General features: G+C 64.0%; 20 protein-coding genes. 7 read left to right on the plus strand and 13 right to left on the minus strand.

Annotated elements, in window-relative coordinates; translation table 11 throughout:
• Positions 1 to 2: 2 nt before the first annotated feature.
• The 4 genes from ACIOAU_RS06280 to lexA are packed head-to-tail and all read right to left on the minus strand — an operon-like array spanning position 3 to position 5,742.
• On the minus strand, positions 3 to 3,083 hold the full coding sequence (locus ACIOAU_RS06280) for an error-prone DNA polymerase (RefSeq protein WP_401180697.1): 3,081 nt from the start codon (positions 3,081 to 3,083) through the stop codon (positions 3 to 5).
• Positions 3,080 to 4,498, minus strand: coding sequence for a Y-family DNA polymerase (locus ACIOAU_RS06285; protein ID WP_401180700.1), 1,419 nt, complete (start codon positions 4,496 to 4,498; stop codon positions 3,080 to 3,082). Before ACIOAU_RS06285 ends, ACIOAU_RS06280 begins: the two co-directional genes overlap by 4 nt.
• A 6-nt stretch (positions 4,499 to 4,504) precedes the next feature.
• A complete protein-coding gene (gene imuA / locus ACIOAU_RS06290) occupies positions 4,505 to 5,125 on the minus strand; it encodes a translesion DNA synthesis-associated protein ImuA (RefSeq protein ID WP_220633474.1) in 621 nt (206 codons plus the stop codon).
• Complete coding sequence (lexA, locus tag ACIOAU_RS06295) at positions 5,125 to 5,742, minus strand: transcriptional repressor LexA (protein ID WP_178080761.1); 618 nt, start codon at positions 5,740 to 5,742, stop codon at positions 5,125 to 5,127. The genes imuA and lexA overlap by 1 nt, the downstream gene beginning before the upstream one ends.
• Before the next feature lie 91 nt (positions 5,743 to 5,833).
• Between lexA and ACIOAU_RS06300 the strand changes: the two genes are divergently transcribed.
• A complete protein-coding gene (locus ACIOAU_RS06300) occupies positions 5,834 to 6,493 on the plus strand; it encodes an HAD family phosphatase (protein ID WP_150569454.1) in 660 nt (219 codons plus the stop codon).
• A 9-nt stretch (positions 6,494 to 6,502) separates the two neighbouring features.
• Here ACIOAU_RS06300 and ACIOAU_RS06305 read toward each other — a convergent pair whose 3' ends face one another.
• Positions 6,503 to 7,255 (minus strand): anti-sigma factor, encoded by a 753-nt coding sequence (locus tag ACIOAU_RS06305; RefSeq protein ID WP_259074025.1) that lies wholly within the window; start codon positions 7,253 to 7,255, stop codon positions 6,503 to 6,505.
• The gene (locus ACIOAU_RS06310; protein ID WP_150569456.1) at positions 7,252 to 7,773 is read right to left on the minus strand and encodes a sigma-70 family RNA polymerase sigma factor; all 522 of its coding nucleotides are present in this window, start codon (positions 7,771 to 7,773) and stop codon (positions 7,252 to 7,254) included. The genes ACIOAU_RS06305 and ACIOAU_RS06310 overlap by 4 nt, the downstream gene beginning before the upstream one ends.
• Before the next feature lie 125 nt (positions 7,774 to 7,898).
• Between ACIOAU_RS06310 and ACIOAU_RS06315 the strand changes: the two genes are divergently transcribed.
• The 4 genes from ACIOAU_RS06315 (at position 7,899) to ACIOAU_RS06330 (ending at position 10,470) form a co-directional block, all read left to right on the plus strand.
• Positions 7,899 to 8,951 (plus strand): catalase family peroxidase, encoded by a 1,053-nt coding sequence (locus ACIOAU_RS06315; RefSeq protein WP_101322997.1) that lies wholly within the window; start codon positions 7,899 to 7,901, stop codon positions 8,949 to 8,951.
• Positions 8,948 to 9,481 carry a cytochrome b gene (locus ACIOAU_RS06320; protein ID WP_101318820.1) on the plus strand — a complete coding sequence of 178 codons (534 nt, stop codon included), beginning with the start codon at positions 8,948 to 8,950 and terminating at the stop codon, positions 9,479 to 9,481. The genes ACIOAU_RS06315 and ACIOAU_RS06320 overlap by 4 nt, the downstream gene beginning before the upstream one ends.
• Before the next feature lie 138 nt (positions 9,482 to 9,619).
• Positions 9,620 to 10,165 (plus strand): cupin domain-containing protein, encoded by a 546-nt coding sequence (locus tag ACIOAU_RS06325; RefSeq protein WP_101318818.1) that lies wholly within the window; start codon positions 9,620 to 9,622, stop codon positions 10,163 to 10,165.
• Positions 10,166 to 10,173: 8 nt separating this feature from the next.
• Positions 10,174 to 10,470 (plus strand): hypothetical protein, encoded by a 297-nt coding sequence (locus ACIOAU_RS06330; RefSeq protein ID WP_401180706.1) that lies wholly within the window; start codon positions 10,174 to 10,176, stop codon positions 10,468 to 10,470.
• Here ACIOAU_RS06330 and ACIOAU_RS06335 read toward each other — a convergent pair.
• Positions 10,467 to 11,057 (minus strand): 2-hydroxychromene-2-carboxylate isomerase, encoded by a 591-nt coding sequence (locus ACIOAU_RS06335; protein ID WP_150569458.1) that lies wholly within the window; start codon positions 11,055 to 11,057, stop codon positions 10,467 to 10,469. The two genes, ACIOAU_RS06330 and ACIOAU_RS06335, sit on opposite strands and share 4 nt — an antisense overlap.
• Before the next feature lie 24 nt (positions 11,058 to 11,081).
• On the minus strand, positions 11,082 to 11,813 hold the full coding sequence (locus ACIOAU_RS06340) for an SDR family oxidoreductase (protein WP_401180709.1): 732 nt from the start codon (positions 11,811 to 11,813) through the stop codon (positions 11,082 to 11,084).
• A gap of 89 nt (positions 11,814 to 11,902) precedes the next feature.
• On the opposite strand from ACIOAU_RS06340, the gene ACIOAU_RS06345 reads away from it, so the two are divergent.
• Both ACIOAU_RS06345 and ACIOAU_RS06350 read left to right on the plus strand, forming a co-directional pair.
• Positions 11,903 to 12,457, plus strand: coding sequence for a TetR/AcrR family transcriptional regulator (locus tag ACIOAU_RS06345; protein ID WP_401180712.1), 555 nt, complete (start codon positions 11,903 to 11,905; stop codon positions 12,455 to 12,457).
• Positions 12,454 to 13,050 carry a DUF4157 domain-containing protein gene (locus ACIOAU_RS06350; RefSeq protein ID WP_401180715.1) on the plus strand — a complete coding sequence of 199 codons (597 nt, stop codon included), beginning with the start codon at positions 12,454 to 12,456 and terminating at the stop codon, positions 13,048 to 13,050. Before ACIOAU_RS06345 ends, ACIOAU_RS06350 begins: the two co-directional genes overlap by 4 nt.
• Positions 13,051 to 13,091: 41 nt before the next feature.
• Here the strand turns inward: ACIOAU_RS06350 and ACIOAU_RS06355 are convergent, their stop codons facing one another.
• From ACIOAU_RS06355 to ACIOAU_RS06375, 5 genes are all read right to left on the minus strand, one after another.
• Positions 13,092 to 15,509, minus strand: coding sequence for a TonB-dependent siderophore receptor (locus tag ACIOAU_RS06355; protein WP_401180717.1), 2,418 nt, complete (start codon positions 15,507 to 15,509; stop codon positions 13,092 to 13,094).
• Between the two features lie 81 nt (positions 15,510 to 15,590).
• The gene (locus ACIOAU_RS06360; RefSeq protein ID WP_101318806.1) at positions 15,591 to 16,538 is read right to left on the minus strand and encodes a FecR domain-containing protein; all 948 of its coding nucleotides are present in this window, start codon (positions 16,536 to 16,538) and stop codon (positions 15,591 to 15,593) included.
• Complete coding sequence (locus tag ACIOAU_RS06365; RefSeq protein ID WP_401180720.1) at positions 16,535 to 16,840, minus strand: sigma factor-like helix-turn-helix DNA-binding protein; 306 nt, start codon at positions 16,838 to 16,840, stop codon at positions 16,535 to 16,537. The genes ACIOAU_RS06360 and ACIOAU_RS06365 overlap by 4 nt, the downstream gene beginning before the upstream one ends.
• Positions 16,840 to 17,058, minus strand: a complete 219-nt coding sequence (locus ACIOAU_RS06370) for a sigma factor (RefSeq protein WP_401180723.1) — start codon at positions 17,056 to 17,058, stop codon at positions 16,840 to 16,842. The genes ACIOAU_RS06365 and ACIOAU_RS06370 overlap by 1 nt, the downstream gene beginning before the upstream one ends.
• A gap of 98 nt (positions 17,059 to 17,156) precedes the next feature.
• The gene (locus tag ACIOAU_RS06375; RefSeq protein WP_401180726.1) at positions 17,157 to 18,059 is read right to left on the minus strand and encodes an alpha/beta fold hydrolase; all 903 of its coding nucleotides are present in this window, start codon (positions 18,057 to 18,059) and stop codon (positions 17,157 to 17,159) included.
• Between the last annotated feature and the right edge of the window lie 5 nt (positions 18,060 to 18,064).

Consider the following 18,064-nt stretch of genomic DNA (forward strand, 5'->3'; position numbering starts at 1 on the left):
CCTCAGTGAAAGTCGCGGCTGCGCACGTCCAGCCCTTGCAATAGCGGGCTGACGTCTTCCAGGCGCCGGGCAATCAAGTGCCTGACGCCCTTCTCGTGTTCCAGTCGGCCACTGACCTTGAGCAACTGGGCGCCAACCAGCGCCCGCCGCTGACGCTCGGCCAGGTCGCGCCAGACCACAACGTTGACCATGCCCGCCTCGTCTTCCAGGGTGACAAACGTCACCCCGCTGGCCGTGCCAGGACGCTGCCGGCCAACCACCAGACCGGTCACAGCAATTGCATCGCCATGCTCGACGCTGTCCAGCTCCGCCGAACTGCGACAACCCAGCGCGCGCAGACGGGGGCGCAACAGACTCAACGGGTGCGGCCCAAGGGTGGTGCCAAGGGTGGCGTAATCGGCTACCAGGTCCTGCGCCACGGTTGGCCTTGGCAACGCCACGGCCTGCTCGCCTGCGCTGCCGATATCGGCGAACAAGGGCAGTTGCGCCTGCACGGCAGCCACCTGCCAGCGGGCCTGATGACGATCGCTGGCCAACCCGCGCAACGCCCCGGCATCTGCCAGGCGCGCGCGGGCACGGCTGTCGAGTTCGGCGCGCAGGCACAGGTCTTCGACATCGCGCCAAGGTCGTTGCTGCCTGGCCTGTGCCAGGCGCAAGGCATCGGCTTGGGTAAACCCGCGGATCTGGCGCAAGCCCAGGCGGATCGCCAAGGCGCCGCCGGCCAACGGCTCAAGGGTGCAGTCCCACTCGCTGTAAAAGACGTCCACCGGGCGCACTTCGATCCCTTGGCGCCTGGCGTCCTGGAGCAACTGGTCAGGGCTGTAGAAGCCCATTGGCCAGCTGTTGACCAAGGCACAGGTGAAGATCGCCGGCTCGTGGCACTTGAGCCAGCTGCTGGCGTAACACAACAAGGCAAAGCTGGCAGCGTGCGACTCAGGGAAGCCATAACTGCCAAAGCCCTTGATCTGCTCGAAGATGCGCTCGGCAAAGGCCAGCTCGTAGCCGTTACGCAGCATGCCCTCGAGCAAGCGCACGCGATGCGGTTCAAGGCCGCCGTGCCGCTTCCAGGCGGCCATGCTGCGGCGCAACTGATCGGCTTCGCCAGGGCTGTAGTCGGCGGCAACCATCGCTAACTCCATGACCTGTTCCTGGAACAACGGCACACCCAGCGTGCGTTTGAACACGGCCTCGAGCGCTGGCGACGGATACGTCACCTCTTCCTGCTTTAGCCGCCGGCGCAGATACGGGTGGACCATGTCGCCCTGAATCGGGCCCGGGCGGACGATCGCCACTTCGATTACCAGGTCATAAAACGTCTTGGGTTTGAGCCGCGGCAGCATGGCCATCTGCGCGCGTGATTCGATCTGAAACACACCGATGGTCTCGGCGCGGCTGATCATGGCGTAGGTCGCAGGGTCTTCGCTGGGAATGGTAGCCAGGGTCAAATGGCGCCCACGGTGCTGCGCGAGCAGATCGAAACAACGGCGAAGCGCGCTGAGCATCCCCAGCGCCAGCACGTCGACCTTGAGCAGGCCGACCATATCGAGGTCGTCCTTGTCCCACTGGATCACCGTGCGCTCGGCCATCGCCGCGTTTTCCACCGGCACCAGCTGGTCCAGCGGTTGCTCGGAAATGACAAAGCCCCCAGGGTGCTGCGACAGGTGCCGGGGGAAACCGATCAGGTCGCCGGCCAGCACCAGAATCCGCCGCAACGACGGGCTTTGCGCCTCGAAGCCCGCCTCGGCCAGGCGCTGCGCATCGGGGATGCGATCCGTCCAGCGGCCGCAGCACTTGGCCAGCGCATCGACCTGATCGGCCGGCAGCCCGAGCACCCGCGCCACATCGCGCACCGCGCCAGCCGCGTGATAGGTACTGACCACGGCGGTCAGTGCCGCACGGTGGCGACCATAGCGGCGGAACACGTACTGAATGACCTCTTCGCGGCGGTTGTGCTCGAAGTCCACATCAATGTCGGGTGGCTCGTTGCGCTCGCGTGAGAGAAACCGTTCGAACAGCAGATGATGCTGCATCGGATCAAGCTCGGTGATGCCGAGCACAAAACACGCCACCGAGTTGGCCGCCGAACCGCGGCCCTGACAGAGAATGCCTTGCTTGCGGGCGAAATCGACGATGTCGTGCACGGTGAGAAAGTAGCTCTCGTAGTGCAGCTCTTCGATCAGCGCCAGCTCCTTGTCGAGGACCTGGCGCACCTCGGCACTGGCGCCGTCCGGCCAACGCCGGGGCAGGCCCTGTTCACACAGGTGGCGCAGCCAACTGGCCGGGGTTTGCCCTGGCGGCACTACTTCGCGTGGGTACTGGTATTTCAGTTCACTCAGGTCGAAGTGACAGCGCTCGGCGATCAACTGGCTTTGTTCGAGCAAGTCTGCAGGGTACAGCTCGTTGAGCTGAGCCAGGCTGCGCAGGTGGCGTTCGCCGTTGGCGAACAGGTAACGCCCGGCGCTGGTAATCGTGCAGTGATGGCGCACGGCGGTCATGCAATCCTGCAGGGCGCGCCGTCCACGGCTGTGCATGTGCACATCACCACAGGCCACAGCGCGAATGTCTAACTGGGCAGCCAGCGTGCGCAAACGAGCCAGGCGCGTAGTGTCGTCAGCGCCACGATGCAGGTGCACGGCCAGGTACAGCCGTTCGCCAAACAGCTCACGCAGCCACTGAGCGGCGTGCGCATCGTCAGCCGCATCCGGTATCCATAGCGCCAGCAAGCCCTCGCAATTGGCCTCAAGGTCCGCAGCAAACAACTGATACTCACCTTTGCCCACCCGCCGCCGGGCGCGGGTGATCAAGCCACACAGGCTCTGATAGCCGCGCAGATTCTCGACCAGCAAAACCAGTTTCGGCCCGTCCTGCAAGCGTACTTCGCTGCCGACGATCAGCCGCAGTTGGTGCGCTTTGGCGGCTTGCCAGCCGCGTACGATACCGGCCAGGGTGCACTCATCGGTGATCGCCAGCGCCGTATAGCCTTGCTCGCGGGCACGTTTGAACAACTCGTCGGCACTGGAAGCGCCACGCTGGAAGCTGAAGTTCGACAGGCAATGCAGCTCGGCATAGCCGCCGGCGCTCATGCGAACCACCCCTGCAACCACAGCGGACCAGGCTCGGCGAGGTCTTGATAGGCCCAGCCGCGCAAGCCTTCACGGGTTTCGATGCGGTAGTAGTCACGGCGCACATCGCCGCCATCCCACCAGCCCGATTCGATCCGTTCGGCTCGCCCCAACAGCTGCACATCGGCCTCGCTCAAGCGCAAAGGGGCCGCCAACAACCAACCCGGGCGGCTATCTACAGCAGCCTGCAGCGGCCCGGACGCACCTTGGCTGGCAAGTTGCCAAGCGCACTCGGGGCGATGATCGGCTTCGGCACGCAGGCCCTGCACCGCTTCATCACCCAGCCGCGCGCGCAGCCGTTCGCGCAGTTGCTCCCACGGCTGCGCCTGTTGCGCGCGCGGGTCGAACAGCGCTTGATGCTGCGGCACAAAGGCCGGCAGGTCTGCTGCCAGCAAACGCAGGTTGCGCACCGGCGCAGTGATGCGCAGCGGCTCGAGGCGCCCGCGGGCCAGCTCGAACAGCAGGGTCGCATCACGTTCGGCGGCCAACAACCCGACCTTGAGCACGGTGTCCGGGCCCTCAACATGCTCAAGGTGCAGCTCGAAGCGCTGCACGCCACAGTCGCGCCCGGCCAGAAACGCCGCCAGGTCGTTGATCATCCGCCGCAACGGGAACAGCAAGGCCTGATGCGATTCAACGTCGAAGTTGAGCTCTAGACGCGTCTCGAAGCGGTCCGGCGGCAGGTAGAACTCAAGACCCAGACTGCGCAGCCCCAGCAGTTGATCCAGATGCAGCTGCACCCCGGCGGCAAAGCGCCGGGCCAGCGCATCACGCGGCAGGCCAAGCACCTCACCGAGCTGACGCAGGCCCATCCGCATAAAGGCCTCGCTCGCCTCGGTGGGCAGCCCGACCTTGCTGATCGGCAACTTGGCCAGGGCCGCGCGGGTGTCGTCGGCGTCGCTCAGGGCAAGGCCGTCATGACAGTTGGCAAGCATGCGAGCAGCCACCGGGTTGCTCGCCAGCACAATGCGTTGGCGCAGCCCCAGAGCATCCAGCTCTTCGCGCAGGCGCGCCTGGAGCACAGGCCATGGCCCGAACAACTGCAGGCTGGAACCGACCTCGAGCAGCAAGGCCCGCGGATAATGCAGGCTTACCTGCGCGCTGTAGCGGTAGGCCCAGGCAGCCAGCAACTGCTGAACCTGCTCGACCTGGGCCGGGTCGGCTTCAACGCAGGTGAAACCATCGGCCAATGCGCGGGCGGCCGTCAGCGTCTGCCCAGCGCACAAGCCGAGCCTGGCAGCAGCCGGGTTGACTGCTTGCAGCACCCGGCGCTGAGTCGGCCCGCCGATCAATACCAGCGGCGTATCCGGGTCATCGCGTTCACGCAGGACGCTGTCGAGCGTCAGCTGCGGCAATAAAATGCAGGCCCACAACATGCTGCATCAACCCTGCCCGCGACTGGCAATGGGCACAGCAGGCGGCATGCCGCCGCGGCACTTTAGCACCCGCCATTGTGCGGGCCGGGTATCAACAGCAATACGCAGCGCCGCCGGTGACGGGTTGTGCGCCGCGTGCTGCGGGCGGCAGGCAAACGCCAGCGCCTGGCCGGTTTCGGCAGCCACCTGCAAGCGGCGCAAGGCGCGATCATCGGCCCGTTCAGGCCAGCACAGCACCGCTGCACAACTGCCCGAGCGCAAGCACTGCTCGGCAGCCCACAAGGCATCGGTAGGCGCAGCCTCGACCTGGGTCAGCCAGCGCAGATCAACCCCGGCTGCCTGCCACGCCGGCGCAAAAGGGATAAACGGCGGTGCAATCAGCACCACCCGCCCGGACTCTGCGGTGAGCCGGGCCAGGCTCGGCCATAACAATTGCAATTCACCACAGCCTGGACTGGCCAACAGCAGCTCACTCAGCGCAGCGGCAGGCCAACCGCCGTCGGGCAGGCGCTCATCGAGCTGGGCATGGCCGGTTGGCTGCAGGCCGAGCGGGCGCGCCTGGGTTTGCCGGCCACGCCAAATTCGGCGCTGGTCGAGCAGGCCGTCCAGATCGACCACGGCGCCCATCAGTCGCGCCTCAGCAGGCCGCAGAAGACCCCTTCGATACAGAAGTCGCGCTCAGGGCCAACCTCGATCGGCGCATAGGCCGGGTTGCGCGGCAGCAAACGAAAGCCGCCGGGGATGCGCTGCAGACGCTTGATAGTGACCTCGCCATCCAGCCGGGCGACCACGATCTGGCCGTCGTCGGCTTCGCCTTGCTGGCGGATGCCGACCAGGTCACCGTCAAATATGCCGTCGTCGATCATCGACTCGCCGCGCACCTTGAGCAGGTAGTCGGGCGTGCGCCGGAACAGGCTTGGGTCGAGCAGCAACTGCTCGTGGATATCCAGGTCAGGCCCGATCGGCGCACCAGCAGCGACTTGGCCAAGGACCGGCAGCTCGAGGATTTCTGGCCGGCGCAAAGGCTCGGCCAGGCGGATACCGCGGGCCTGATTGGGCGTGACGTCGATGTAGCCGCCCTGGCACAGCGCACTGATGTGCTTGCGGGCAACGCTACGCGAGGCAAAACCAAAGCGCTCGGCGATATCGGCGAGGCTCGGAGGCTGGCTGTGATCGGTAATGCGCTCGCGGATAAAAGCCAGAATCGCGCGGCGTTTGGGGGTCATATTGTCCATGGAGCACATTTGTACTCTTTTCTGCTAAAACTGAACAGCCCCCTTCGTCGTGCGCATTGGTTATGATTCCCCGCACGATGTTCAAGCTTATGGATAACCGATGCTGACCGCCCTGCTGTTTGACCTCGATGGCACCCTGACCGATACCGACACGCTGCACCTGCAAGCCTTCCGCCAACTGCTGCACGAGCAGGACGGCCGCGAGCTGACTCAGGCCCAGTTCGATGAACAGATCAGCGGTCAGGCCAACGGTGAGCTATTCGCCAGGCTGTTCCCAGATCAGAGCCCGGCGCAGCGCCAGGCGCTGGCGGAGCGCAAGGAAGCGCTGTTTCGCGAGCTCGCCCCTGAACTGCAACCGTTGCCTGGGTTACTGCGTTTGCTCGATTACGCCCAGGCAGAGGCCATCGGCATGTGTGTGGTGACCAATGCGCCGCGCTTGAATGCCGAACACATGCTTGGCGCAATGGGCCTGACCCAGCGTTTCACGCAGGTGCTGGTAGCCGACGAACTGGCGCGGGCCAAGCCCGATCCGCTGCCCTACCTGACCGGCCTGGAGCGGCTGCAGGCGAATGCCGAGCATGCGCTGGCGTTTGAAGACTCACTGCCCGGCGTAACCGCTGCCAGCGCTGCCGGGATCTTCACCGTGGCCATAGCCACCACCCAGACGGCCGAACGCTTGCAGCAAGCCGGCGCGCAACTGGTTATCGATGATTTCAACGACCCGCGCTTGTGGCACCTGATCGAACAGATGCGCGGCTGACAGCAACCGCTACAGGCTGACGCCAAGGACTTCACGCAGCGACTCGCTGCGCTGATCGTCAGCGTCGCTGACCAACGCGAAGTTGTAGGCGCCATGCGACCAGTAGCGCGCTTCCAGCTGGCCATCGGTGCGTTGACCGGTCGGCATCTTGGCAAAGTGCTCGCCGGGCAGGCGCATGAACAGGCTGACCCGCTCGCCCTGCTTGTCTTCGAACACCACCAGCGCCGCCGGCCCTTGCTCGTTGCTCAGCAGGCGCGCACCCACTGGCTGAAAGCCCAAGCCGGCCAGGTCGGGCAATTGGCCGACCCGATTGAAATGGCTGCCCAGCCAGGCGCGCAGCTGGCCAGGGTCGCTGGCCTGAATATCCAAAGCGCTGCTGCCGACAAACAACCGATGGGCCTGCAGCGCATCGGCCATGGGCAATTCGATTGATGCCATGCTCATTTGCCGCGCCTGCCAGCCGCCCATGCCGCCGACGCCCAGGCTCAACAGCAACGCCGCAGCCGTCGCCAGCCGGCGTACATGCCGTTGACGCAGACGCCGTTGCAACTGGCCAAGCTCCAGCTGCGGGCCAGGGGCCAGTTCGCCAAAGCCGGCCAGAGCCGCGCGCAGGCGCCGGGCGTCGTTGCGCCAGGCCTCGATACGCGCAGCCTCCTGCGGATTGGCGGCCAGCCACGCGTGGACTTCAGCGCGGCGCACAGGGTCGAGGCGCTCGTCGATATAGGCGTGCAACTCGTGCTCGGTGGGGGTCAGGCGTGTCATTTCAATCTCCGCAAGGCCGGGGACGCTGGGCTGCCCTCGGTCAGTTGGCGCAATGCTGCACGGGCCCGCGACAAACGCGACATCACCGTGCCGATAGGGATAGCCAAGGCCTCGGCGGCCTCCTTGTAACTCAAGCCCTCGACGCTGACCAGCAACAGCAGCGCGCGCTGCTCGGCCGACAACTGGGCAAATGCCTGCAAGTCGGCCTGGGCGAAGATGATGTCTTCGGTATTGTCGCCGATCGGCTCGCTGATCTCCTGGCCGCCGCTGAACCAGGCCAGCCAGCGCCGGTGCAGCCGGTCGCGGCGCTTGCTGTCGAGAAACAGCCGATAGAGGATGCTGAACAGCCACGCCCGCAGCGCCTCGGCCTCGCGCTGCTGGCCACTACGGCTCAAGGCGCGTTCGATGGTGGCCTGGACCAGGTCGTCGGCACTGCCCGGCTCGCGCGTCAGCCACACGGCAAAGCGGCGCAGGCGCTGCAGCAGTTCGCGCCATTGCGAGTCGTCGAGATCGTGCATGCTGTGATTCCGGCCCATGGGCAGTCAGTGTAAGGGGCAGACGCAGCGCCACGAAATTTATTCCCGGGCGGCTGGAATAAGTTGCACCGCGCCCCGTCGTACTCGCATCTTCACTGATCCGGATGTTGCCTATGAACACCCCCGTGCACGGCCCCGCCAAGCTTTGGCGGCTGACGGCCATTGCCGCCGGCCTGCTCGTCGCCGGCTGCGCGTTTGCCTACACCGCTGGCTGGATCGGCGGCCCCAAACTCAGCCCGCAACGCATCATCGACACCTTCGAAGCCCAGGCCGGGCACCACCCCGGGTATCGCAAGAACCACGCCAAAGGCCTTTGCGTCACCGGCTACTTCGAGAGCAGCGGGCTGGCCGCGCCGTTGTCCAGCGCGCGGGTCTTCGAGCAGGCGCGGGTGCCAGTGATCGGCCGCTTCGCCATTGGCGGCGCCAACCCGGCCACGCCTGACACCGGTGTGCCCGTGCGAAGCATGGCGTTGCAATTTGCCACCGACGACGGCCAGCTCTGGCGCACCGGCATGAACAACCCGCCGGTACTGGCAATCGGCACCCCAGAGGCGTTCTACCAACAGGTGCTGGCCATGACCCCGGATCCTGCCACCGGCAAGCCGGACCCGGCGCGTATGCAGGCGTTTTTTGCCGAGCACCCGGAAAGTGCGGCGTTTCGCCAATGGGCGGCCTCATACAAGCCCAGCGACAGCTTCGCCAGCACCCAATACCACAGCATCAACGCCTTCCGCCTGATCGACCGCCAGGGCAAAGAGCAGCCGGTGCGCTGGCAGGTCGAGCCGCAAACACCCTATAGCGCCCTCCCCGCACAGGTCAGCGACACGCTGTTCTTGCAGCACGACCTCGCCCAACGGCTGAGCCAGGGCCCACTGCGCTGGACCTTGCGCCTGGTGCTGGCCGAGCCGGGCGACCCGCTGGAAGACCCGTCCAAACCGTGGCCGGCGCAACGGCGCAGCATCGATGCCGGCACGCTGGTGATCAATGCCGTCGATGCCCCCGAGCAAGGCGCCTGCCGTGACCTCAACTTCGACCCGCTGATTCTGCCGAGCGGCATTCAGGCCACTGCCGATCCGATCCTGGCAGCACGCTCGGCGGCCTACTCGGAGTCCTTCAATCGGCGTAGCCGCGAGTCTCTCAACACTGGAGTACGGCCATGAAACCTGCTGCCTTTCACCCCTTCGCGCGGTTGCTGCACTGGCTGATGGCGGTGCTGATCCTGGCCATGCTGTTTATCGGCGTGGGCATGGTCAGCGACCTGTCGACCCGCCATCCGTTGCTGGTGGAACTGCACAAGGCAACCGGCCTGTTGCTGTTGCTGCTGGTGCTGGTGCGCATCGCTGTACGCCTGACAGTTCCCCATCCACCGCTGCCGGCAGACCTGCCCGCGCTGCAGCGGCTAGCCGCCAAGGCCTCGCACATTGCCCTGTATGGCCTGATGCTGAGCATGCCGCTGCTGGGCTGGGCGATGCTCTCGGCCGGTGGTTATCCACGCCCCTTGCAGTTGCCGGCCATTGCCCCGCACGACCTGCAGCTGTATGCGCTGCTGCGAGGCGCACACAGCTGGGCTGGCTATCTGCTGTTTGCCACGGTGCTGGTGCATCTGGGTGCGGCATTGATGCACGCCTGGGTCCGCCGCGATGCTGTGTTCAAAAGCATGTGGCCGGGGCCGCTGCGCGACGGCAAATAAGCTGCAGCAGGCGCTGGCCGTGACTCAAGCCACCACGACCAGCGCCGTTTAGATGCGCAGCGCGTTGCTGACAAGAGTGTGTTTTAATGCGTCGCTTATTATTTTTTACACCACTCATCAGTACAGACAAGGCGGCTAATGGACACGGGGACACGACTCAAACTGGTGCGTGAACGCAACGGCCTCTCGCAACGAGAACTGGCTCGCCGCAGCGGCCTGACCAATTCGACCATCTCGCAGATCGAGCAAAACCGCGTCAGCCCCTCTGTCAGTTCCTTGAAAAAGCTGCTTGAAGGCATCCCCATGTCCCTGGCGGAGTTCTTCAGTTTCGATACCCCGGTGCGCGAAGAGCGCTTTGTCTTCCGCGGCGGCGACCAGCCCGACCTGGGCCGCAACGGCCTGCGCATGCTGCTGGTCGGTGCCAGCGTCGAAGGCCGGCAGATGCGTATGCTGCGTGAGTTGTATGCGCCTGGCGCCGATTCCGGCGAGCCGATCGTGCATGCCGAAGGCGAAGAATGCGGCCTGGTTACCCGCGGCACCATTGAGCTGTGGGTAGACGGCCAGGTCAGCGTGCTCAATGCCGGCGATGGTTACTACATTCCCACTACCCTGGCCCACAGCTTCAAGAACATCGGCCAGGACGAGGCTGAGATCATCAGCGCCAACACCCCGGCCAACTTCTGATCGACAGCATGCGCGCGCCCAGCAGCCGTGAGGTATACCAATGCCTGCGTGATGTTGCGATGGGGGTGGAGCCGTTGCAGGTCTGTGCGCGCCCGCGCCCAGACCTGATCGAAGTCAGCAGCGGCGGCTGGCAACTGAGTTTGATCATCGATCCCGAAGGCCTCGCCCACTGCGCCAGCTGCTGCAACCCGCAAGGTGTCAGCAGCAACGGTGACAGCTGGCAGCGCTACGGCACCAACCCGGTCGAGCTGCTAAGCATCTGGGAGCGCCGACAGATTGAGCTACTGCTAGGCCTGGATAGCTAGCGCAAGGCCTGTTCGACAAAGTCCAACCGGTCCTGACCAAAGAACATCTGCCCCTCGACAAAACAGGTCGGCGCGCCAAATACGCCGCGCGTAACTGCTTCCTCGGTTGCCGCTTTCAATGCCTGTTTGACCTCGACTTGCGCTGCCAGCTCGGCGAACTGCTGTGGATCGAAACCGCCAGCAGCCAACGTCTGCTCCAACACCTGCGCATCGCCCAGTGCGCGTTGCTCTGCCCAAAGTGCGTTGAACAGCAAAGCAAGCAAGGCCTCAAAGCGCTCAGGTGCCTGCAATTGCATGCCCGTCACCCCGCGCATCAACCCCAGGGTATTGAGCGGAAAGCCAGCTGGCAGCCCGAATGCCACGCCATAGCGCTGCGCGAACCGCTGCAGGTCGAGCATCATGTAGCGGCCCTTGGCCGGGACCATGACTGGCGATGCGTTGCCGGTCGCCTGGAACACGCCCCCCAACAGCATCGGCCGATAGACCAGTTGCACAGCATGGCGCGCACATAGCTCGGGCAGTTGCGTCCAGGCCAGATAACTGGCTGGGCTGCCGAGGTCGAAGAAAAACTCCACGGATTTACTCATCGCTCGATCCTTTGCAGGGCAGTTTTACCAGCGTTCGATCCACGGCCGCAGGTCCAGCTCGAAGGTCCAGGCATCCCGGGGCTGGGCATGCAAAAACCAGTAACTGTCGGCAATGTGCGCAGGGTCGAGGATGCCGTCCTGGTCTTTTTGCGCATACCGTTCAGGGAAGTTGTCGCGAATGAACGCGGTGTCGATGGCCCCATCGACCACTGCATGGGCAACATGGATATTACGCGGCCCCAGCTCCCGCGCCATGCTCTGCGCCAGCGCCCGCAGGCCATGCTTGGCGGTGGCGAACGCGGCAAACCCCGCCGCGCCACGGGTGCCGGCGGTGGCGCCGGTAAAGATGATGCTGCCGCGCTCGCGAGTGACCATGCGCCTGGCTACTGCCTGAGCGGTCAGAAAACCAGCAAAGCAAGCCATCTCCCAAATCTTGTAGAACTTGCGCGGGGTTTCATCGAGGATGCTGCACGGCACATTGGCGCCGATATTGAACACGAAAGCTTCGATCGGGCCGATATCGCGCTCGATGGTTTCGATCAGTCTGGCGACGTCCTCCTCGCTGCGCGCATCGGAGCCAAAGCCATGCGCCCGGCCACCCTCGGCATTGATCTCGCCCAGCAACGGCTGCAGCTTGGCCGCGTCGCGACGGGTCACACAGGCGATATAACCCTCGCGGGCAAAGCGCTTGGCAATGGCTCCGCCGGTCGCATCGCCGGCACCAATCACCAGCACCACCTTGTCTTGTTCCGCCACGGCCACCTCCATTGGTGAACGATCATTCAGTAAACGAACGCTATGTTATGATCCGACCACCGTCAAGCCCGGGCGCGGAGATCATCTGGATGCGCTACTCCACTGAACACAAACTGCAGACCCGCGAAAAACTCATCGCCAGCAGCGGCGCACTGGCCAAGCGCGGCGGCTTCGCCAGCACCGGCGTGGCTGATTTGATGAAAGCTATTGGCCTCACCGGCGGCGCGTTCTACAACCACTTCCCGTGCAAGGACGACCTGTTCAGCGAGATCGTTCGCCGTGAGCTGAGCAACAGCCCCCTCGCCCGCCTGGCCGCGCGCGGCGCCGAACGCCAGCGTCTGGCCCGCTGCCTGGAGCAGTACCTGAGCCTGGCCCATCTGCATAACGCCGAACAAGGCTGCCCGCTGCCGCCACTGGCGGTGGAGATCGCCCGCGCCGACCAAACCGTACGCCAGGAGACAGAGCACTGGTTGGTCGTATTGCATGCAGCCTGGAGCGAGACCCTGGATGATCCTGAACTGGCCTGGGCCTTGATCAGCCAATGTGTCGGCGCGGTGGTGGTCGGGCGCATGCTGGCCAGCGAAACCGTGCAAAGCGAACTGCTGCAGGCCAGCCGCAGCCTGGTCGCCAAGGTGCTCGCTTGAGGCCTGCCCTGCTGCTGTGGCTCACCCTGGCCCTGGCCCGACCTGCAGCTGCCGCAGACACCTGCCCGGCGGGCCAGTATCAAGTGTGCTTGATGGGTTGTTTCTGCACCCCCTTCGACCCCGGCCAGGCTGGGCAGATCCTGCAGGACGTCGAACACATGGCCTCAAGCAGCCTGGTCTTCGCCCTGCAACAAGCTCAGGCCGACGCCACCGCACTCGGCACCGAGCCGATCCCGCTGCATATCCGCGTTCAGTTAGACGCCTGGTACGACTTTGCCGTGCTCGACGCCGTGCGCTACCGGGTCGGTGACCAACAGCAGGTCAGCGCCGCCAATGCCCTGCTGCAAAACCCCGATGTGAACGCGGTGACCTTGATCGACACGGTGATCTTTCGCCATGCCAGCGATGCCGAGAACAATGTCGCGCTGTGGGCCCATGAGCTCAAGCATGTACAGCAGTATCAAGAGCTGGGCGTCAGCGAGTTCGCCCGGCGCTACACGCGCAACTACAACGAGCTGGAAGCCCCGGCCTACGCGATCGAGGCCGAGGTGGCGGCTGCCTTGCGTAAAAAACAATCTGGGCAGGCACACTGATTGCGTCAGCCCCGCCTGAAAGGGCTCCGGGCCAGCGCCGATTACCAGTCGTAGCTCAGGCTGGCAATCACGTTGCGCCGGTTGCCGTAAAGCACCGAGTCTTCGTAAAAGCCTGGCTGGAAGTAGTGCTTGTCGAACAGGTTGCCGGCCGTAACCGACCCCCTCATACCGTCCAGCCCGATACCCGCCAGGTCGTAACGCAAGGTGACGTCGGTCAGCAGGTAATGGGGCGTCTTCACGGTGTGCTGCACGTTATATGACGAGCCAACATAGCGCTGTCCAAGCCCCATACCTACGCCTTTGAGCGCACCGTCTGCGATCGTGTAGTCGAGCCAGAGGCTGGCGGTATTGCGCGCAGTCGCCCGCGGCGCGTTGCCCTCGAACCTGTTGTCCTGGGTGATCTCGGCGTCCAGGTAAGCGTAGGACGCCAGCACGTTCAGCTCATGGCTGAGGCTGGCCTTGCCTTCCAGCTCGATGCCACGTGAACGCACTTCGCCGCTCTGCACCGAGAAACCGGGATTGACCGGATCGGTGGTGGAGACATTCGTCTGCACCAGATCAAACGCCGAAACGGTGATGAAAGCGTCATAACCGGGCGGCTGGTACTTAACGCCAATCTCGTACTGGCGGCCTTCAGTCGGCTCGAACAGCGTGCCGTCACGGTAGGCTTCCGGGTTGGGCTGAAACGAAGTGCTGTAGCTGGCATAGGGTGCGATGCCATTGTCGAACAGGTAGGCAAGGCCCACGCGGCCGGTGAATTTGCGGTCACGCTGCACGGTATCGACCTGCTCTGTACCGAAGTACAAGCCCTCCTCCCAGGCGGTGGACCAATCCTGACGGCCACCCAGGGTCAGCGCCCAGCGGTCGAGCTTGATCTGATCCTGCAGGTACAGCCCGACCTGTTGCAAACGGGTTTCGGTAGAGCGCTGCAAAGGGTCGTACCAGATGGCCCCACCACCGTAGACCGGGCGATACAGATCGATCATCTCGACCTCAGGATCGGGGTCGCCGTTACGGCGCGTTTCGCGGGCCTTGTAGTGCGAATAATCCAGACCGGCCAGCAAGATATGCTGCAACGGACCCGTGTCGACCAGCCCCTGCAGATGATTGTCAATGAGGAAGGTATCGCTGTTTTTGGGCCGCAGTTGCAAACCGATGTCCTGGGTACGGCCGTCGGCGTTGAGTACCACATCAGGACCACTGGACAGGTAACCAACATTGGAATGCATGTAGCGCAGGTTTTGCTGCAGCTTCCAGCCATTGTCGAACTGATGCTCGTACTGCACGCCGATGACCGTGTTTTCGCTGTGGTAATAGCTGCCCTTCCAGCCCAGGTCGGTGTCTGAATCAATATGGCCATAGGGGCTTTTGCGCACGGTACCAATCAACGGAAAACTCTGCTCCGAGCCACCCGTACGGCTCTTGCTGTAACTGCCAAGCAGCGTCAGCGTATTGGCATCGTCGGGTTTCCAGGTGAGGGACGGCGCTACATAAGTGCGGTCATCTGGGGCGTGCCTGACCTGGGTGTCGCTCTCGCGCTGTAGCAGGACCAGCCGACCGAACAGGGTGCCGTCGTTATCGAGCTGATCACCGACATCAAGACCCAGCTGGCGCCGGTCGAAGCTGCCGTACTGCACTTCGAGATGACGAATCGGCGTTTCCTGCGGGCGTTTACTGGTCATGTTGACCACCCCGCCCGGCGCCATCTGCCCGAACAGCACCGAAGCGGGACCTTTGACCACATCGACTCGCTCCAGGCCAAAGGTTTCAAAGTTGGTGTCGTACTGGTTGAAGCCGGTGCGCAGGCCATCCTGATACAGACCGAACAGGTTGAAGGCACGAAAACCGCGCAAGAAGATATCCGGGGCGCCTTGCCCGCCTGCGTAGTCCAACGCGCGAATCCCGGGGGTATAGGCCACAGCGGCATTGAAATCCTGTACACCACGCTGGTCCATTTCATCGCGGGTAATCACCGAAATGCTTTGCGGGATTTCATTGATTGGCGTGTCGGTCTTGGTGCCGACCGTGGTGCGTTTGGCCACATAACCCGGCACTGGTCCGTCGCCAATGGTGCTGCTGAAGCGGGTGTCGACGACCTGCGTGGCGTCGAGTTCCAGCGCTGCGTCCGTTTGGAGGATCGGCGCCAGTACGTACACGCCGTTGCCGTGATCAACCGCCCGCAAACCGCTACCGGCCAGTACGCGTAAAAAGCCCGCCTGCAGCGCAAATTCACCTTGCAGGCCGGCACTCTGGCGTCCGTCTACCAGCGCCGGTTCGATGGCGAGATTGATGCCCGAACGTGCGGCAAAGCTCGACAGCACCTGGCCCAGCGGCCCTGGCGAGATGGTGTAGTGCAGGTTGCTGGCGGCAAACAACGAGGGACTGGCGCTAAGGCTCACAGCCAGAGCTGTGACCTGCACGGCGCAGGCAATTGGTGAGCAACGAAATGACAAAGGCATGCAGACTCCGAATCGAAAAGATCTGTGTGCCTGGAGGACACGCGAGCGCTGGCAAAGCGGACAGGCGTTGCAGACTTTTTTTCAGACGGTTCGCGCCTGCAAACTCACCCAATACCGCGTGCGATACACCACCTGCACTGGCAGCGCCCGGGACACTGCGCTGAGGATCAGGTCGGTGTCGCGCAACAGGAACGCGCCGCTGATCAGCAATTGCCCGACCTGTGCATCGCATCGCACCCAGCCGGGTCGGTAGCGGTTCAGTTCTTCGACGAAAAGGTTGAGGGGCATCCGCTCGACGCGCAGCACACCGCTGGCCCACTCGCCAGCGCCGGTAAGCAATGGCGCTGGGCTCGACACCTGACGGCGGTCGAAATGGGCGCTCTGCCCAGCGCTCAGGTGTAAGTCGCTGCCGCCCTGCACAGGCTGAATGGCGACGGCGCCGGCGAACACGCTGACCTGGCTGTCGTTGCCCTCCTGACGCACGCTGAAGCGCGTGCCCAGTGCACGGATGATGCCTTGCTCGGTCTGCACCGATAGCGGTCGGCTCAGGCTGTCCGGGTGCGTGATAACGAGGATCTCCCCGCCACGCAAGCGCAGCAGCCGCTGGCTGGCATCGAAAACGATGTCCACGCCAGTTTGGGTATTGAGGGCCAGGCGCGTACCGTCGATCAGGGTCAGCTCGCGTTGCTCGCCAATCGCTGTACGTTCATCGGCCAGCCAATCGGTCTGCCGCCAGGCCACCAGCGCAGCAGGAGCGGCGGTCATCAGCACCATCAGCGCCTTGAGGCCAGCACGACGGCTGAGCCCATCGGCTCGTTCCAGGGTGGGTAACGCGACGCCCTCGGGAACGCCTTGCCACTGCTCACTTACCCGCTGCGCCAACTGCCAGGCGCGCGCGTGATCCGGGTGCTGATCGCGCCAGCGCTCGAATCGGAGTTGTAGTGCAGGACTATGCTCGGCGCCGTTCAAGCGTATGTACCAGCGCGCGGCCTCGCGAACGATGTGTCGCTCCAGCGGCCGTTCGCTCACCGCTCATCGGCCATGGCGAGCAGCATGCAATGCTCCATCGCCTGGGTCAGATAACGCCGCACGCTGCGCACCGTTACCCCCAGTGCCATGGCAATTTCCGCATGGCTGTGGCCTTCGAGCTGCGACAGCAGAAACGCCCGGCGCACCACCGAAGGCAGGCCGTGCAGCAGCGAATCTATCAGTTGCAGGGCTTCCTGGATCAGATACTGCTCTTCGGCCGACGCAGCCCACTGCTCAGGCATCTGTTGCAGGGTATGCAACCAGGCTTGCTCAACCGAGCGGCGACGGTACAGGTTGAGCATCAAACGGCGCGCAACAGTGGCCAGGTAAGCACGCGGCTGGCGCAGGTCGGATGCGCGGGGCGCAACAACCGCAGGAAGGTGTCCTGAGTAAGGTCGGCGGCATCGCTGCGGCAGCCCATCCGCTGCCACAGCCAGCGCTTGAGCCAGGCGTGGTGCTCGACATACAGGCCGTGGATGTCGCCATGGGCGGATAAGTCGCGGGAAGAAGCCGAGCCCATAACGCTGGAGTCCTGTGAGCGATGCAATCGCATTTGAGAATTGATCGCACTATACCGGGACGGCCTTGACAGGGCAATTACCCTGCTATCACCCAGGGTTACTGCATCGCTACAGAGTCTGAAACCTTTTGATGATCAAGAAAACTCGCGATCCGCGGTGCTGCCGCTGCCGGATCTTCCTGCATGAAACAATGTCCTCCCGCCACCGCCTGGCTGCTCACCTGCGGATTGAGCGCAGCCAGCCGCTGCACCGACGCCACTACAAACGGGTACGTCTGCTCACCATAGAGAATGCACGTAGGCGTGCTGATCCTGGCCAGATTCGACCACAACCGCTGCGGCGACGAACTGAAAATATCGACCTCACGCGCAGGCCGGCATTTGAGCACCACCCCCTCGCCGCAATCACCGATCGCATGCTCGACATAGGCCCGCAGCGCAGAGTCGTGCCAGCCTTTGAAAATCCCCCTGCCCTGCAACGCAGCGAAAGCCGCCTCGCGGTCAGGCCAGTGGCTGCGCCGGGTGGCCGCCTTGCGCGCCAGTCCATGACTGCGGTGCAGGGCAAACAGCCGGGCAGCGCCCATGGTGACGAGCATGCGCTGGCTGAAGATAACCGGGTCGAGCAGCACGGCGCGCTCGAACAATTGCGGATAATTAGCCACGATCAGCCCAGTCAGCACGCCACCAAAGCTGTGCCCCAGCGCATAGCGCGGCACCGCGCCGTACTCGCCGCGGCCGGCCTCGAATGCTTCCACCGCCAACTCAGCCGAGCGGTTCCAGCCGCGAAACACTCCACCGTGGTCACTGTCGCCGTGGCCCTGCACATCGCTCAGCCACAGGTCGAAGTGATCACCCAGGCGCATCAGCAGGGGTTGATAGGTCAGGCTGCAAAAGCCATTGCCATGCAGAAAGTGTAACAACGGCTTGCCGCTGGCCGGCGTGCGCCAGCCGCGCAGGGTAAAGCCTTCGGAGCAGTCGTGAGACCAGGGGATCAATTGCATCGCTT

Source organism: Pseudomonas sp. NPDC088322, assembly GCF_044740745.1.
Classification (GTDB): Bacteria; Pseudomonadota; Gammaproteobacteria; order Pseudomonadales; family Pseudomonadaceae; genus Aquipseudomonas; species Aquipseudomonas shirazensis.